Genomic DNA, 15,785 nt, shown 5'->3' on the forward strand with positions numbered 1-15,785 from the left:
GGTGCGGAACGTGCAGATCGTCGCACTGTGACAGGCTATCGCAGGCGGGCCAAAAACGCGGTCAGATCGTCCGTGTGATGGTGGATGTGATCGGCTTCATGCCGGTCAGGAGAAACATGAACCGTACGCATTCCCATCTCGTGCGGGGCCGCAAGATTGCGAGGGTCGTCTTCGAACATCGCCGCCATTTCGGCCTGAAGGCCGTCCTTTTCAAAGATCGCTTCGAACGCAGCTTTTTCGGGCTTTGGTCGATACCCTGCGTGTTCGACACCATATATCGCGTCGAACAAGCCTGTCAGGCCGCGTGCATCCAATACACGTTCCGCGTAGGGCGCGCTGCCGTTGGTGTAGACGATCCGCCGACCTGGAAGGGCGCGTATATGATCGGCCAGTTCCGCATCCGGGTCCATGTGGCTCATGTCAACCTGATGTACCGCGTGCAGATAAGGGTCGGGGTCCAGATCATGTTCGGCCATCAATCCGGCCAGCGTTGTCCCGTATTCGCGCCAGTAGTGCGCGCGTAGCCTGTCGGCCTCGGCCCGTTCCACACCGATGGCTTGCACCACATAGTCCGTCATCAGAACTTCGATCTGATCGAACAGCCGCATCTGCGGCGGATACAGGGTGTTATCCAGATCGAACACCCATTGGGTGACATGACTAAACGAAGGTTTGACCATGGCTTGGGTTTAGGGCGCAGTCGGGCGGTTTTCAATGCTGTACTTGATCGCCGCCCCCTGACACGGCTAGACATGTCCGAACGAGGAGACAAATGATCCCATGAGCCAAACCCGATCCCCGACCAAGGACGCCTACAGCCTTATTCTCGAAGCTATCGATGTGGGGGTCTACAAGCCCGGTGATCGATTGGTCGAAAGCGAATTGGCTGAACGGTTCGGCGTGTCGCGCACTCCGATCCGTGAAGCGCTGCAACGCTTGGAAACCCAATCCTTGCTGGAACGGGACGGGAGGTCATTGATCGTGGCGTCTCTGGACCACAACCAGATGGCCGAGCTTTACATTGTGCGCCGGGAACTTGAAGGGCTTGCCGCACGGCTGGCCGCAAAACACGCTACTGAAGAAGAGATCAAGGTTCTTCAGGATATGGTTGTTGAAGACGACAAACTTATCGATGACCCAACGGCTTTGTCGCGCGCCAACCGACGGTTTCACGAACAGATTCATCTGGCGTCACACAACCGCTATCTGGTTCAGCAGCTCGATCTGGTCCACCGGACGATGGCCCTGATGGCGACCACTTCTCTGGCAGTTCAGGGGCGTGGTGAGATTGCACAAAGTGAGCATAAGGGAATTGTAGAAGCCATCGCCGCCCGCGACGAGGAAGCCGCGGGGCGGGCGCTGAAGGAGCATATCTCAATCGCTTTCATGACTCGTCTGAAACAGGATGCCAGTCGTCGCGATAAATGAACGTCAGGCCAGCGGAATGTCTTCGCTGGCCTGACCATGTTGGGTTTTGTCCCAAAAAAACGGATTTGTCGCCAGCTCCCACAGCGCTTTGTAACCGGCAACCACACCTAGTGGAAAATACAGAAACATCGTCGGGACCCAAGGCAGCAAGAAACGGCGTTCACGCGCGGATACAGCGATGATCCCGGCGCAGATATTCAGGGCCTCGGTCGCCAGAAACAGCCAGACCAACACTGTTGCCATCTGGTGTGACAGGATTTGCTCCATCGGATTGGTTATGCCCATGGCGTATAGCCAGAAAATCCAGAGAACAGGGGCCAGCAGGAATTGACCCAGCGTGCCCAGGAAGAACGTCTGTAGGCCAAGAAACTTCACTGCACCCAGGTCCGCATACAGTTTCCGAGGGTTACGCATGTGCACAAGATAGGTAACCATGAAACCCTTGAGCCAACGTGAGCGTTGCTTCACCCACGGCCAGGCTCGAAAGTTTGCCTCTTCGAATGTCGTGGTATCCACCATCTCGGTCCGATAACCGGCCCGGCAAAGCCGCACGCCCAAATCGGCATCTTCGGTAACATTGTGGGCGTCCCAGCCGCCCAGTTCCAACAGCTTCTCACGGCGGAAAAAGAACGTCGTTCCCCCAAGCGGGACGACCAGGCCCATACGTGCGATGCCCGGCAGGATCACACGAAACCAGCTGTTGTACTCAATGGTAAAACAGCGTGACCGCCAGTTTGTGCGAGGGTTATAGTAATCCAGAACACCTTGCAGGCAAACCACCTCGGGCGAAGCTTGAGTGAAATGCGCCACCACACGTTCGATCTGATCTGGCTGAGGTGCGTCTTCGGCATCCCAAACGCCAACGATGTCACCACGGCAAAAGTCCAGCGCGTAATTCATGGCGCGCGGTTTGGTGGTCAGCCCGTTCAATTCCGGGACGACAACAACACGCATCCAACTGGGCAGAGCCGTCTGCGCAAGGGCGTCGCGCGTCACGTCATCCGTTTCCTCAAGCACGAGAATGACGTCCAGAAGCGCTTTGGGGTAGGTCAGCCTTTGGAGCCGCTGCACCAGAGCATTCGCGATTTCTCGTTCCTTGTACAACGGCACCATGATGGACACGCAGGGGTGTCGAAGCGCGATTGCCGCCTCTGGTGGTTCGGTCGGCTTTTTCATGTGGTCGCCGAGGTAGGCAAGGGTGCCAATTGTCCTAAAGGCTGCAAAAAGAACCAAAGTCCCCACGGCCGCGCCCAACAAAACCATCAATCCAAACGCGGGGAATAGGGCGAAAAGAAACAACACACTCACCGCTGTTGCGGATGTTACGAGCCGGGATCCGGCGGTCCAGTTGCGGCAGCTTTGTGCGGCGTTTACACGGGTTTCGGCAGCATTTGCGAGTGTCTGCGAGAAGTGCAGTGCAATGACCCGGTCGATCTGATTAGAATCCGCAAGAACCGGCAGGATGGCATGGTCGCAATCCTGCATCTCGGCAACAACGGTCGCAAAACGATCAGGCCGGGCGGTGGCGACCAAAAGCAGCGGGCCTATGCGCAACCAGGGAATAACATTGTGTTCAAGCCAGAAATCTACTGGCTTCAGTTCGCACAATCCGCGCATTGGTGGGATCTGTTCAAGGTCCGCGATTTGCCACTCGAACTGCGTGGATAGGGCCGTCAGAACGTCTTGCCTGTTGGCATATCCTTCGCCAACCAAAATCTCGCCAAGGGGCGCTTTCTGTCTGGCCTGCAGGCTCAATGCGTGGTCCAGTTGCGAGCGGGTGATGACCTCGTTCTCCAACAGGCAAGTGCCCAGCGGTTTGCGAAAACCGGGCGCCGGGAACGGGGCGGCGGTTGTAAAATCCTGGAGGTTAAGCTCAACCATAATAAAACCCTGGCACAGTTACCTGCGCTCAGGGTTGTTCAAACAAGGTTAACGTGCCGTTAACTCTGGAAAATTCCGGCGTTATGCCTGCTCTTTTTTCTTTTCCATCGCATCGGCGAAACGTTCGAACAGATAGAAACTGTCCTGAGGCCCGGGCGATGCTTCGGGGTGATATTGTACCGAGTATACAGGTCTGTCAGTCATGCGGATACCGCAGTTCGAGCCATCAAACAGCGACCTGTGGGTCTCAACAACGCCTTCCGGCAGAGACTGCGCGTCCACGGCAAAACCGTGATTCATCGAGGTGATTTCGACCTTGCCGGTGTCCAGATCCTTGACCGGGTGGTTCGCGCCGTGATGACCATGGTTCATCTTGACTGTCTGACCGCCCAAAGCCAGTGCCAGCATCTGGTGGCCAAGGCAGATACCGAAGACGGGCAGATCGGTTGTGTCCAGGATTTCCTTGATCATCGGCACAGCATAAGCACCAGTTGCGGCCGGGTCGCCGGGACCGTTCGACAGGAAAACGCCGTCTGGTTGATGGGCCAGCACTTCGGCTGCGGTTGCTGTCGCTGGCAATACGGTGACATCACATCCAGCCGAGGCGAGGCAGCGCAGAATGTTGCGCTTGGCACCGTAATCCACAGCCACGACTTTGTGGGTAGGGGCCTCTTGTCGCTTGTACCCGTCAGGCCACGCCCACCGCATTTCACCCCAGCGATAGCTTTGGGCACAGGTGACTTCCTTGGCCAAGTCCATACCTTCCAGCCCGGCAAAGCCGCGGGCCGCAGCAACCAGGGCTTCGATGTCGAAATTGCCCTCGGGGTCATGAGCCAGCGCCACATGCGGCGCACCTTGCTGGCGGATGGCGCGTGTGAGGCGACGGGTATCAACGCCGCCGATGGCGATACGGCCACGGCGGGCAAGCCAGCCCTTCAGCTCCTCGGCCGAGCGCCAGTTGGACGGCTCGGTCGGATCCCATTTGACAACCATGCCAGCGGCGACCGGATCGCCGGTTTCGTCATCTTCCGGGTTCACGCCGACATTGCCGATATGGGGGAAGGTAAAGGTTACGATCTGCCCGGCATAGGATGGATCGGTCATGATTTCCTGATATCCGGTCATGGCTGTGTTGAAGCAGAGTTCAGCCACGGTCTGTCCGGTTGCACCGAAGCCGAGGCCGTAAAACAGTGTTCCGTCGGCCAAGGCCAGACATGCGGTGGGCTTGGACGGGACGTTCTGGGCCATGGCGCGACTCTCCTGCAAGGTAAACCGGCGCATACCTAAGGGGGTTGGGCGCTTGGGTCAAGTCCGTTCATTTTTTAGGCTATCGTTATTTTTCAATAGGTTAAGACTGATCGCCCCCGGTTGTAACACGCTTTTTGTTTAGATATGTTCGGGGTTCCGTTGTCATGGGGATGGACAAGCCAAATGGACATGCGATCACGGGTGAATGCCGCCCTGAAGCAAGCAATGAAAGACAAGGCAGCCGAGCGTCTATCGACGCTGCGGTTGATCAACGCGGCCATCAAGGACCGTGACATCGCCGCGCGCGCCTCGGACAACGAAGAGGTCAAAGGCTGCGGTGATGCAGAGGTTCTTGAAATACTTGGTAAAATGACCAAGCAACGCAAGGAAAGCGCGCGCGCCTATGAAGAGGGCGGACGCCTGGATTTGGCCGAGCGCGAGATGCAGGAAGTTGCCGTCATCGAAGAGTTTCTGCCCAAGCAGCTGGATGATGATGAAGTGTCAAAAGCGATTCAGGCCGCGATTACTTCAACCGGAGCCGGTTCCATTCGTGACATGGGAAAGGTCATGGGCGAGCTGAAGACCCGCTATACCGGTCAGATGGATTTCGGCAAGGTCGGGCCGATGGTCAAGGACCACCTCTGCGCCGCGTCAAACGGAAACTGCTGAGTCATCCGATGCTCAAGGCAATTACTGCGCGATTGGTTCGCGCAGTTTTTGGACCAATTCGTCATAGAGCGTGATGCGCTCATCCTCAGACAGGAACGCTCCTATTTCGACCTCGCGCCCGTCTCCAATAAGGGTGACGTAATGAGGGACAGGGCCGCCTTTCTCGTGCATTTCAGGTCGCGCCCAGTACCGGTTACAGGACCATTCCTGCGACCCGTTGCCTCGAGTATGGTGGACGAGGTGGGCCTCGGTACCAGTTAGCGTCAATACCTCGGAAACGCTGCGCGCCCGATAGTTCGCCTGAAGGGCAAACCACAGGCCCAACACCGAAATCAGCAGAAATGGTAACAGTCCCCACAGTACCACTGATCCGAGCACGGCCAGCAGCGGGATCAGGCCGAACAGAAACACTGACAGGACAGTGATCATTGCCCCGCGTCGCGGCAGAGAGTTATGCGGCCAGAGGCGCAGTTCCTGTTCGGTTTCGGATGTCTGATTCCATTTGTACGGCATACCGGAAACATAACGCGGTGCTGCGTCAAGTCGACGGGTTTTGATCAGACGACGTGGCCGACACGCGCCCAAGACAAGGCGTCATCCAAACGGTCGTCGCCCCAGAACACTTCTTGCCTCACGACAAAGCTGGGAGCACCGAAAACACCCAGTTTCACGGCAATATCCGTTTCAGCTTCCAGTGCCGCGACGATATCCGGGCTGCGCGCACGTGCCAGTGTCAGACGGGGATCTTGCTGGCAGCGCAGCAAAGCTTCGGACAGAGCGATTTCGCTGCCTGCGTCGACGCCTTCCTCAAACCAGATACGGTACAGGTTTTGGGTAAAAGATTTGCCCCATCCATCCATCATGCCAAGGACAGCGATCTGATTGGCCAAGGCCAGGTCGGAAATCGGATAGGGTGCCGGCAGGCTGGCGTGGATGTGATACTTGGCACAGCGACGTTCGATGTCGCGCCACATATATGTGGATTTTTCCGGTTTTCCGGTGAACGGGATATTCTGCTGTGCTGACATGATCGTGCGCACATTGAAGGGCCGCCAGTTAACAGTGGCGTCATGTTCAACGCGCCAATCGTCCAGACGCATCACGGTAAGGAAGCTGTATGTGCTGCCGATTGAATACCAAAAGTCGATTTCCGGCATTGCCGATCCTCCGACTGTTCTGCGGGGGTATCATAGCGGATTTTGGTGCAATTGGCGAACCGGCTGCGAAGGCAATGAAAAACCCCGCCACTTGGGCGGGGTTTTTCTTTGTATCAGATCGGGATCAATGCGCGTGGCCCTTGTCCCAGTCTTCCTGCTTGGGCAGTTGCTCGAACGTGTGTTCGGGCGGCGGCGTGGGCAGGGTCCATTCCAGCGTGTCCGCGTATTCGTTCCACGGGTTTGGACGCGTTTCTTTCGCACCACGGAACAGGGCGTAGAACACGATGCCAAAGAACAGCAGGAACGAGGCGAACGAGATGAACGCACCGATCGACGAAACGAAGTTCCACTGGGCGAAAGCCTCTGGGTAGTCGATATAGCGGCGCGGCATACCCTGACGACCCAGGAAGTGCTGCGGGAAGAAGGTCAGGTTGGCGCCGATGAAGAACATCCAGAAGTGAACCTTGCCCCAGAACTCTGAGTACTGACGGCCGGTCATTTTGCTGAAGTAGAAGTACACCCCGGCAAAGATCGCGAATACTGCGCCCAGCGACATCACGTAGTGGAAGTGCGCGACCACGTAGTAGGTGTCGTGATAGGCGCGGTCCACGCCAGCCTGCGACAGAACCACACCGGTCACACCGCCGACGGTGAACAGGAACAGGAAGCCGAAGGCGAACAGCATCGGTGTCTTGAACTCGATGGAACCGCCCCACATCGTCGCAATCCACGAGAAGACTTTAACCCCTGTCGGAACCGCGATGACCATCGTGGCCAGCATGAAATAGGCCTGCTGACGCAGCGACATGCCAACGGTGTACATGTGGTGGGCCCACACGACGAAGCCCAGAACACCAATCGCGATGATCGCCCAAACCATCGGCAGATAACCGAAGATCGGTTTGCGCGAGAAGGTCGCGATGACATGGCTGATGATGCCGAATCCGGGCAGGATCACGATGTACACTTCCGGGTGGCCGAAGAACCACAGGATGTGCTGATACAGGATCGGATCGCCGCCGCCGGCCGGATCAAAGAAGGTGAAGCCAAAGTTGCGGTCCATCAGCAGCATGGTGATCGCGCCCGCCAGAACCGGCAGAGCCAGCAGAATCAGCCACGCGGTGACAAAGATCGACCAGCTGAACAGCGGCACCTTGAACAGGGTCATGCCCGGGGCACGCATGTTCAGGAAGGTTGTGATCATGTTGATCGCGCCGAGGATCGAGGAGGCGCCCGATACGTGCACGGCAAAGATCGCAAGATCCATGGACATGCCGCCCTCGGTCGTCGACAGCGGCGGGTACAAAACCCAGCCGACGCCCGAACCAAGCTGATCGTTACCCCCGGGGCTGAGCAGCGAGGCCACACCCAGCGAGGTACCAGCGACATACAGCCAGAAGGACAGGTTGTTCATCCGCGGGAACGCCATATCCGGCGCGCCGATCTGCAACGGCATGAAATAGTTGCCAAAACCGCCGAACAGGGCCGGGATGACAACAAAGAACATCATCAGAACACCGTGGTAGGTGATCATGACGTTCCACAGATGCCCGTTGGGTGTACATGGGTCGGCCATGAAGCCTTCCAAGCACATGTACTGAACGCCCGGGTGCATCAGCTCGAGCCGCATGTAGACGGTCATCAGAACCGAGATCAGACCGGCAAGCGCCGAAACGACCAGGTACAGAATCCCGATGTCCTTGTGGTTGGTCGACATGAACCAGCGCTGGAAAAAGCTGCGCTCGTCTTCATGGTCGTGGCCATGAATGGCTGCGTCTGCCATTATAGGTGCCTCCTGTTGCAACTGCACCGCGCAGTCGGACCTCTCCAACGCGCGGGATTCCTGCTGGTTTTAGAATGTGGAGAGGGCACCTTCAATGGCCGAGTTTGATCTGGATCAAGATTAATTGTCGCGGGCAGGCGGGTGCCGCGCGATTTTCCAGCCTTCAACATGGGGTATCTGGGCGTGGCGGACGAGAATTCAAGCCCGGCCTGTCGATGCGGCAAGGGTGTTGGCAGAGTTCCGCCTTGACCGTTGCCTGCGCGCGTCTCAGAACGGTGCCAACACCCGCAATCCAGAGGTTTGAGATGGCTGATTACGACCCCGACAATATTTTTGCGAAAATCCTGCGCGGAGAAATCCCGTGCACGCGCGTGTATGAGGATGACGAAACGCTGGCTTTCATGGATATCATGCCACGCACTGACGGGCATCTACTGGTAATCCCCAAAACGCCCTGCCGCAACGTACTGGACGCTACGCCCGAGCAACTGACGGCAGTTATGAGAACGGTGCAGAAAATGGCCAGGGCCGTTAAGTCCGCATTTGACGCGGACGGGGTGACAATTCAGCAATTCAGTGAGGCGGCAGGCGGGCAGGAAGTCTTCCACCTGCATTTTCACATCTTGCCGCGCTACGAAGGCGTTTCCATGCGCCCACCGGGCAAGATGGGGGATTTCGAGCTTATCGGGGACCACGCGAAAAAGATCAGCGCCGCACTCGCCTGATCATTCGGCGCCAGGTGGCCCCATAAATTCGCCATGATCCTGAAACGCGTGCGGCACGGCACAGACGTGGTCGTGCTGCCCGTCGCAGGCCGCTGAAATTCGGGTCAGTTCCGCCTCGAGGTTTTGAAGGCGGGCAATACGATCCCGGAGGTCGGCCAGTTGCTTTTCGGCAATTTCGTGCGCCCGGTTAAGGTCGCTGCCAGACGCGCCCTCAAGGGACAGCAAGCCCACGACGTCGGCCAGTGATAATCCCAGGTCACGACAATGGCGAATGAAGATCAGCTGTTTTAACGCGGTATCGTCATACCGGCGTTGATTGCCCGCCGTTCGCTCTGGCCTGGGCAAAAGGCCTTTGTTTTCATAAAACCGGATTGTGGGAATTTTCACTCCGGTTCGGCGCGATAAGTCCCCGATTGAGTACATTTTTCCGTTGCGGCCTCTTGAACCTCTAGTGGCTAGAGGAACTACATGTTCTGGGAAGCCGTAACAAGGGACAGGAAGCGACATGGCACACCAGCATTCCCACACCGGACATGGTCATCATCATAGTCACATCGATCCGGACGCAGGTGATGCGCGCGTCGCCTGGGCGATTGGGGTGAACATGTTCCTGACTGTGGCTCAGGTCATCGGTGGCTTCATTTCGGGCTCTCTGGCGTTGATTGCCGATGCGCTGCACAACTTTTCGGACGCCGTCGCGCTGATAATCGCGTTTTTCGCCCGAAAGATAGCCCGGCGCCCCGCCGATGCCCGTATGAGCTTTGGCTATGGCCGGGCCGAAGTCGTCGCCGCATTGGTCAATTACACCGCGTTGATCGTGCTGTCTGTCTATCTGTTCTACGAAGGAGTGATGCGGTTTTTTGAACCCGAGCCGATCAACGGATGGATTATGGTTTGGATCGCCGCGCTGGCATTGGTGGTCGATCTCGTAACCGCTGCGCTGACGTATGCTCTGGCCAAGGAGAGCATGAATATCCGGGCCGCATTCATTCATAATGTTGCTGACGCATTGGGATCAGTCGCCGTGATCGTGGCGGGCACCGCAGTGATCCTGTTCGGCTGGACATGGGTGGACCCGGTGGTGACGATCCTGATCTCCGTCTATATCATGTGGCATGTCAAAAGTGAGATAGGTGAGACGATCCGCATTCTGATGCTAGGCGCACCGCTCGACCTGGAACCAGAGCTAGTTGCGGCGGCTATTGAAGAAACAGAAGGGGTGGCCGAAGTGCATCACATGCATTTGTGGAGCATGCAGGAACGGCAGCCCGCGCTGACGGCTCATCTGGTCATCGATACAGACGCCTGGCAAAAGGCCGAAGAGGTGCGGAACAGTGTCAGGCTAACCCTTCTGGATCGTTTTGGGGTAGGCCATGCGACGCTCGAACTGGAACAGGCCGACCGCGCCTGCGTCGGTTCGTCCCGATTTGGGCACCAGGAAGAATAGCGGTGCCTAAAAGAGAATTGCCGTTCCGATTTGGGGTCGGAACGGCAGACTCGTAACCAAACACTTCTCGGATTTCGAGGGCGAGCCCTGGATCACCGGTTAACATACCACTCACTCTTGATTGGCAGTTCCATATTACTCGTTAACGGGGCCTTTGTATCTACCTGAGTTATAAAATGCTTAAAGACTTCCCTAAATCCACCGAATTCAGGGTTAATTGCCTTACGCATGGGAAACAGAGCCACCCGGTCACAAGGATTGTTGTTTGCTACAGTAGAGCGCAGCGATTCGCTGCGCAGCGATTGGCAGTTGAGCTCAGGAATCAGCAGATCCAAAAACGTCTGCGAATGTCTTTTCCAGAGCTGCATCAATATCCGCCATTGTCACCGGCAGCCCCAGATCGACCAATGACGTCACGCCGTATTCGCTTATCCCGCATGGGACGATGCCCGAAAAATGTTCCAGATCCGGTTCGACATTCACTGAGATACCGTGAAAACTGACCCATTTGCGCAGGCGCAAACCAATGGCGGCGATTTTATCTTCCGCCGGTTTGCCGGTCGCCGTCAAAGGCTTGTCGTCACGCCGAACCCAAACCCCCACGCGCCCGCCACGAATCTCACCTTGTACATTGAACTCCGCCAGCGCTGAAATCACCCAGGTTTCAAGCTGCGTCACAAAACGGCGCACATCGCGTCCCCGTTTGTTCAGATCCAGCATGACATAGGCCACACGCTGACCGGGCCCGTGATAGGTGTATTCGCCCCCGCGTTTGCTTTCATAAACCGGAAACCGATCAGGGTCGGTCAGATCCTCGATCTTGGCTGAGGTTCCAGCAGTATAAAGCGGCGGGTGTTCCAACAGCCAGACACATTCCTCGGCGTCGCCACTTGCGACTGCGGCGACCCGCGCCTCCATAAAGGCAACGGCGTCGTCATAGCTGGTCAGACCATCGGTGATTTTCCATTCCATGTCGGCCTCATAACCGTCCAGATCGGTCAGGGAAAGGGGTCAGGCGGCCTCAGACAGGCAACGTTGCAACACCTGTGCATAGGTTTCAGATCCTTGCGCGCCGGTCAGCAGATATTTTCCGCCAAATACCATGGATGGCACACCTGAAATGCCCCGGCTGGTCCAGAACTGCTGCTTTTCACGTACGGGGGCTATGTGTTTTGCGCTTTCAAGCGCTTGTCGCGCTTTTTCCGCGTCCAGCCCGATGGACCGAACAGCTTCCAGCAGAACATCAATATCGGAAACATCCCTCTGATGTGTGAAATACGCGTCAAACAGAGCCAGTTTCAATGGATGCTGCCGACCAAACCCTTCCGTCCAATCCAGCAACTGATGCGCCGCGAATGTATTCACCATTCTGCTGTCTTCGTCGAAGTTGAAGGTAAAGCCGAGCTCAGCGCCGATCGAGGTAAGCCTGTCCCGGGCCTGCTGGCTTTGGTCACCGGTCGTGCCGTATTTCTCCATGATATGCTCGCGCAAATTCTGGCCCTCGGGCGGCATGTTCGGGTTCAACTCGAACGGATGCCAGCGAAGCCGGGCAAGAACACCCTGTTGCTGCAGCGCTTCTTCAAGCTGCCGAAACCCGACAACACACCAGGGGCACACAACATCCGAGACGATATCGATCTGAACGATTGGGCGGTTATCGGGCGGGGTCATCTGCGGCTCCTGTCAGATCATTAGCGTGTTGTCCGGTAGCATAGATAAGGTCGCGGTGAAGGTTTTTGAACCGGAGTGTTTTTGCCTCTTCACATCGCGCACACCAACGTCTATACGCCGCTTTACCAAGTCATTGGCAGTGCGGTCGTGGCGGAATTGGTAGACGCGCAGCGTTGAGGTCGCTGTGGGGTAACACCCGTGGAAGTTCGAGTCTTCTCGACCGCACCAACTCTCAGTGAAAAAATAAGAAATTGATGAAAGGTGCGAAGATTGCATCCGCTCTTTTGTCCACTGAGCGAGGCCCGAAAGGGCTGTCGAAGACAGCTATACCAAGTGAAATAGACGCTTTCAGAACTTGAATCAGTTCCACTTTGTGGACGTTCATCGGGATGTTGAGGATGCTGTCCGGTAGCGCCCCCCGGGGGTGTTTGCTTGGTCGGCCATTCTGAAACACGAATAGGCCACAGCCTTGCTGAGCCTGACGTTTCAGGTGTTCAGGTGACGGGCCCCGACGTCAGCAGCGCCCGCAAGTTGTAGGCGCAACCTGACCCGTGACCTGAACTCCAAGTCTGTTCCAGGGGGTTCTCTCTACACCTTCTGGAAATAGACACCCACACCATCGATTTCATTGATCGCGGGTGGCTGATACCCCACTTCGTCAAGATAATCATGCACGGCAGCTTTGGCTGCGGGAACCACATGATAGTCGTCAACGATGATCCATCCACCTTTCGAGACTTTGCCGAAAAGGTGCCGCAAAGGATCTATGGTTGATTCATACATGTCACCGTCAAGACGCAGCACGGCGATCTGCTCGCTGGGTACCAGTGGCATGGTGTCTTTGAAGAAGCCTTCAATGAACACAACCTGATCATCCAGAAGCCCAAACTTTTCAAAATTTGCCCTTACTGTATCAGCTGACACGGCCAGGGCGTCGTACTTGTGAAAGTCAGACCCTTTGTCCTCTGGGTAAAGCTCTTCATTTGGCTCGGGCAGGCCCTGAAACGAGTCGCATAGAACGACACGTCGGTCATTCTGGCCGTACGCAAAGAGAACCGCCTTCGCAAAGATGCTGGCACCGCCACGCCATACTCCGGTTTCGACAAAATCGCCGGGAACCTGGTTGCCAATGACGGATTCTACCATGGCGCGAACATTGGCCAATCGCTTGCTGCCCACCATCGTGAACGCAACAGACGGCCAATCCCAGCCGTATTCACGGTTTTTGGAGTCATAATCCGGTTTGGTGTCTCCAAACAGAATTGGTGGGTCTTCATAAATCGTGCCATCCAGGGCGCGGGCAACCGTGGTCAGATATTGTTCCCGAAGTTCCGCGAGCATAGATTATAACCTTGCATAGATGTCTGGCTGGTTCTGACCTCTCTGCTGTAAAGTTTCAATAAGAATCGCGGGAAATCGCCTGGAGGGTTGGCTAAATGGAGTCACATTTCCTGTGAACTGCGTTTTTTTCAACTTAGACGTGCCTTAGCTTCCAGCTCTGACGTGCAGAGTGAAACATATCGTTTTTGACGCTACGAATTACGCGAATGTTTGCGCCAACTTCAGCATCAGGCTTGGCGAATATGATCTGATCCGCCCCATTTTCGAGGTCGTGAAACAACTGCCCTGCGTTTCTTTCTGCCTTGGATGTTCAGGAAGCTTGTAAAACCAAGCCTTTCAGGTGATGAAGAAACAACCCATCAGGTAAGGGCATTGTGGTGAACAAATTTAGGGAGGCTATCTCAACTGCCTTGCACTCAATTTCAGGCGGTTCGAAAAAGAAGAAAGTTCAACCGATTGTCTGGTCAGAGCATAACAGATGCACCGTTGGTGGCGTCAGTTTTTTCGCCACGGTCGATGATGCTGAATACCACGAAATCACATCAAACGATAACGAGTTTCTGCTGGTGAAAACCCGCGAAATGATCGAGGCCGAACTCGATTGTACTTCTAAGATTGGTGTTCGCAATATCGTCGATATCGGAGTGTGGCAGGGAGGGAGCGTCGCTCTGCTTGATCGTGTTTTTCAGCCTGACAAACTGGTTGCAGTTGAATATTCGACACGCGAACTGCCTCACCTTGACGCCTATATCGACCGGCATTCGCGGCAGGACAACGTTCGTCTTTACAAGGGGATAAGTCAGGCTGACATCAATCGGTTTGGTGAATTGCTGGACGCAGAGTTCGGCAACGAGAAAATTGATCTCGTCATAGATGACGCTTCGCACCAGTACTTGGAAACGATGCTGTCATTTAACCTCGTTTTTCCGCGCATGTCGGAAGGGGGCGTCTTCGTCATTGAAGACTGGCAATGGTCCACGATGGAAGAACACTACAATTCGGACTATTTCGACGGGAAAGAGGGGCTGGCGAACCTGGTGCTTCAGTGCGTCATGTCCTGCGCTTGTCGCCCGGACATCGTTCGTGAGGTCATCGTCAAAAATCACTCTGTGATGGTTGTTCGGGGCGACGCTGAACTGCAAAGCGGTGCTTTTGACATCACCGACATTGCCCGCAATAAGGGAGAGGTTATTCCCCTGGTACTATAGAGTCGCGTTGTGTCGGTGGGCGTGCTCTGCTGTCACGATGCCAATTGTTGTAAGGCTGTGTTTCTCGGATCCGGCTTGGTGAGATGGCGGGCGAGACGCATGAATGGAATTTCGACAGCGTAGTAGATAACAGTTGCAACTGGTATTGTTACGGCAAGGGTAATCGCGCAGACGACGGGCACCACAAGATCCGGATTGTCCGTAAGCGTAGCGGCCCATCGGGTCAGGCTTGTCTTGTAGATTAGAAACGGGTGCATCAGGTACAGACTGTAACTGATCTTTCCAAGAAAGCGGGTAGCAGAGTTGTAGAGTAAAGAAACAGGTCGAAGCGCTTGTGATAGCGCGAGACTTGCAGAGGCAGCGCCCCAGCCCAACACAAACTCGAGCTGGACCGGCTTATACATCTTCTGCGCGTCATCAAGGACTGGCCCAAACTGAAACATGTATATCAACCCGGCCAGACCCGCTGCGAGGGTGAAATAGCCAAGAGGGCGCGCGAACGACGCAGGTGTCAAACGGTAGATGCACCAGACGATCAGGCCCAACGCAAAATACGGGGCGTTCGTGAAAAAGCTGGTCCAATAGTAATAATCGGGAGCTTCGCCGTGGCCATTGTAGTTAACGGCCGCCCATCCCAAGCAGGCGAGCAAAAAGAGAGACAGCGCGGCCCAAATGTTCCGCCAAGCCCAAAAGAATGGGAACAAAAGATAGAAGATGACTTCGACGCCAATTGACCAACCCGCCGGAACAAGACTTGCTTGTTCACTGGGGACAAACCCAAACAGAAATGTCATATTCCTGATGATTGTACCTGTTTCGGCCTGGACACCTATATATAGCCAAGCACAGAGCATCAGGTAAAAGAGTGGGGCAATTCGAAAAAAACGGCGCAAGGCATAGGCCCAGATTCGATCAAAGGGAACACCCTTTGGATAAGCCAGCGACATGGACATAGCGCTGATTAAGAAAAACAGCGGCACCCCCATCGAAAAATAGTCGATAGCCCAGTTTTTGTAATCGACACCAAGTGGATGAATTTGCACCGCGTGTACAAACACGATCGCAGACGCTGCGATACCGCGCAGAGCATCAAGGCCATGCACCCTTTGATCTTTGAGACTACCTGTCATGACCCACTCGAGATACCGCATCCTTGCTGCCAAGAGACTTTGGCAATGTTGAGCGTCAGCTATAAATGGTTGATACCCGATGGCAATCCGATTGACG

Annotated in this window: 16 protein-coding genes and 1 tRNA gene; 6 read left to right on the plus strand and 11 right to left on the minus strand. The window is 55.7% G+C overall.

Features of this window, described 5'->3' with window-relative positions:
• Positions 1–35 precede the first annotated feature (35 nt).
• Positions 36–680, minus strand: a complete 645-nt coding sequence (locus AC2FFA_RS00615; RefSeq protein ID WP_496849361.1) for a pyrimidine 5'-nucleotidase — start codon at positions 678–680, stop codon at positions 36–38.
• A gap of 100 nt (positions 681–780) precedes the next feature.
• Here AC2FFA_RS00615 and AC2FFA_RS00620 point away from each other — a divergent pair, with 100 nt between their 5' ends.
• Complete coding sequence (locus tag AC2FFA_RS00620; protein WP_117869320.1) at positions 781–1,428, plus strand: GntR family transcriptional regulator; 648 nt, start codon at positions 781–783, stop codon at positions 1,426–1,428.
• A 3-nt stretch (positions 1,429–1,431) separates the two neighbouring features.
• Here AC2FFA_RS00620 and AC2FFA_RS00625 read toward each other — a convergent pair whose 3' ends face one another.
• The gene (locus tag AC2FFA_RS00625; RefSeq protein ID WP_496849362.1) at positions 1,432–3,309 is read right to left on the minus strand and encodes a glycosyltransferase; all 1,878 of its coding nucleotides are present in this window, start codon (positions 3,307–3,309) and stop codon (positions 1,432–1,434) included.
• 81 nt (positions 3,310–3,390) lie between these two features.
• Positions 3,391–4,557: a glutamine-hydrolyzing carbamoyl-phosphate synthase small subunit gene (gene carA, locus AC2FFA_RS00630; RefSeq protein ID WP_496849364.1), complete on the minus strand. Its 1,167-nt coding sequence runs from the start codon at positions 4,555–4,557 to the stop codon at positions 3,391–3,393.
• 183 nt (positions 4,558–4,740) lie between these two features.
• Between carA and AC2FFA_RS00635 the strand changes: the two genes are divergently transcribed.
• Positions 4,741–5,226: a GatB/YqeY domain-containing protein gene (locus AC2FFA_RS00635; protein ID WP_117869317.1), complete on the plus strand. Its 486-nt coding sequence runs from the start codon at positions 4,741–4,743 to the stop codon at positions 5,224–5,226.
• A gap of 21 nt (positions 5,227–5,247) precedes the next feature.
• Here AC2FFA_RS00635 and AC2FFA_RS00640 read toward each other — a convergent pair whose 3' ends face one another.
• From AC2FFA_RS00640 to ctaD, 3 genes are all read right to left on the minus strand, one after another.
• The gene (locus AC2FFA_RS00640; RefSeq protein ID WP_496849366.1) at positions 5,248–5,739 is read right to left on the minus strand and encodes a DUF2244 domain-containing protein; all 492 of its coding nucleotides are present in this window, start codon (positions 5,737–5,739) and stop codon (positions 5,248–5,250) included.
• A gap of 44 nt (positions 5,740–5,783) precedes the next feature.
• Positions 5,784–6,383 carry a 2-hydroxychromene-2-carboxylate isomerase gene (locus AC2FFA_RS00645; RefSeq protein WP_496849367.1) on the minus strand — a complete coding sequence of 200 codons (600 nt, stop codon included), beginning with the start codon at positions 6,381–6,383 and terminating at the stop codon, positions 5,784–5,786.
• A 124-nt stretch (positions 6,384–6,507) separates the two neighbouring features.
• The gene (ctaD, locus tag AC2FFA_RS00650; RefSeq protein WP_117869314.1) at positions 6,508–8,166 is read right to left on the minus strand and encodes a cytochrome c oxidase subunit I; all 1,659 of its coding nucleotides are present in this window, start codon (positions 8,164–8,166) and stop codon (positions 6,508–6,510) included.
• A gap of 305 nt (positions 8,167–8,471) precedes the next feature.
• Between ctaD and AC2FFA_RS00655 the strand changes: the two genes are divergently transcribed.
• Positions 8,472–8,891, plus strand: a complete 420-nt coding sequence (locus AC2FFA_RS00655) for an HIT family protein (RefSeq protein ID WP_496675096.1) — start codon at positions 8,472–8,474, stop codon at positions 8,889–8,891.
• Here the strand turns inward: AC2FFA_RS00655 and AC2FFA_RS00660 are convergent, their stop codons facing one another.
• Positions 8,892–9,314, minus strand: coding sequence for a MerR family transcriptional regulator (locus AC2FFA_RS00660; RefSeq protein WP_496849370.1), 423 nt, complete (start codon positions 9,312–9,314; stop codon positions 8,892–8,894).
• A gap of 82 nt (positions 9,315–9,396) precedes the next feature.
• Here AC2FFA_RS00660 and AC2FFA_RS00665 point away from each other — a divergent pair, with 82 nt between their 5' ends.
• Positions 9,397–10,338 (plus strand): cation diffusion facilitator family transporter, encoded by a 942-nt coding sequence (locus AC2FFA_RS00665; RefSeq protein WP_496849372.1) that lies wholly within the window; start codon positions 9,397–9,399, stop codon positions 10,336–10,338.
• Between the two features lie 315 nt (positions 10,339–10,653).
• Here the strand turns inward: AC2FFA_RS00665 and lipB are convergent, their stop codons facing one another.
• Positions 10,654–11,310, minus strand: coding sequence for a lipoyl(octanoyl) transferase LipB (gene lipB / locus AC2FFA_RS00670; RefSeq protein WP_496849374.1), 657 nt, complete (start codon positions 11,308–11,310; stop codon positions 10,654–10,656).
• Between the two features lie 39 nt (positions 11,311–11,349).
• The gene (locus AC2FFA_RS00675; RefSeq protein WP_496849376.1) at positions 11,350–12,009 is read right to left on the minus strand and encodes a DsbA family oxidoreductase; all 660 of its coding nucleotides are present in this window, start codon (positions 12,007–12,009) and stop codon (positions 11,350–11,352) included.
• Positions 12,010–12,150: 141 nt separating this feature from the next.
• Between AC2FFA_RS00675 and AC2FFA_RS00680 the strand changes: the two genes are divergently transcribed.
• Positions 12,151–12,237: transfer RNA gene (locus AC2FFA_RS00680), tRNA-Leu, on the plus strand.
• A 360-nt stretch (positions 12,238–12,597) separates the two neighbouring features.
• On the opposite strand, the gene AC2FFA_RS00685 is transcribed toward AC2FFA_RS00680, so the two are convergent.
• Positions 12,598–13,350, minus strand: a complete 753-nt coding sequence (locus AC2FFA_RS00685) for a TylF/MycF/NovP-related O-methyltransferase (RefSeq protein ID WP_496675105.1) — start codon at positions 13,348–13,350, stop codon at positions 12,598–12,600.
• A 377-nt stretch (positions 13,351–13,727) separates the two neighbouring features.
• Here AC2FFA_RS00685 and AC2FFA_RS00690 point away from each other — a divergent pair, with 377 nt between their 5' ends.
• A complete protein-coding gene (locus AC2FFA_RS00690; protein ID WP_496849377.1) occupies positions 13,728–14,558 on the plus strand; it encodes a class I SAM-dependent methyltransferase in 831 nt (276 codons plus the stop codon).
• Between the two features lie 32 nt (positions 14,559–14,590).
• Here AC2FFA_RS00690 and AC2FFA_RS00695 read toward each other — a convergent pair whose 3' ends face one another.
• Positions 14,591–15,688, minus strand: coding sequence for an acyltransferase family protein (locus tag AC2FFA_RS00695; RefSeq protein ID WP_496849379.1), 1,098 nt, complete (start codon positions 15,686–15,688; stop codon positions 14,591–14,593).
• Positions 15,689–15,785: the final 97 nt, after the last annotated feature.

The organism is Ruegeria sp. YTSB088 (assembly GCF_059609825.1).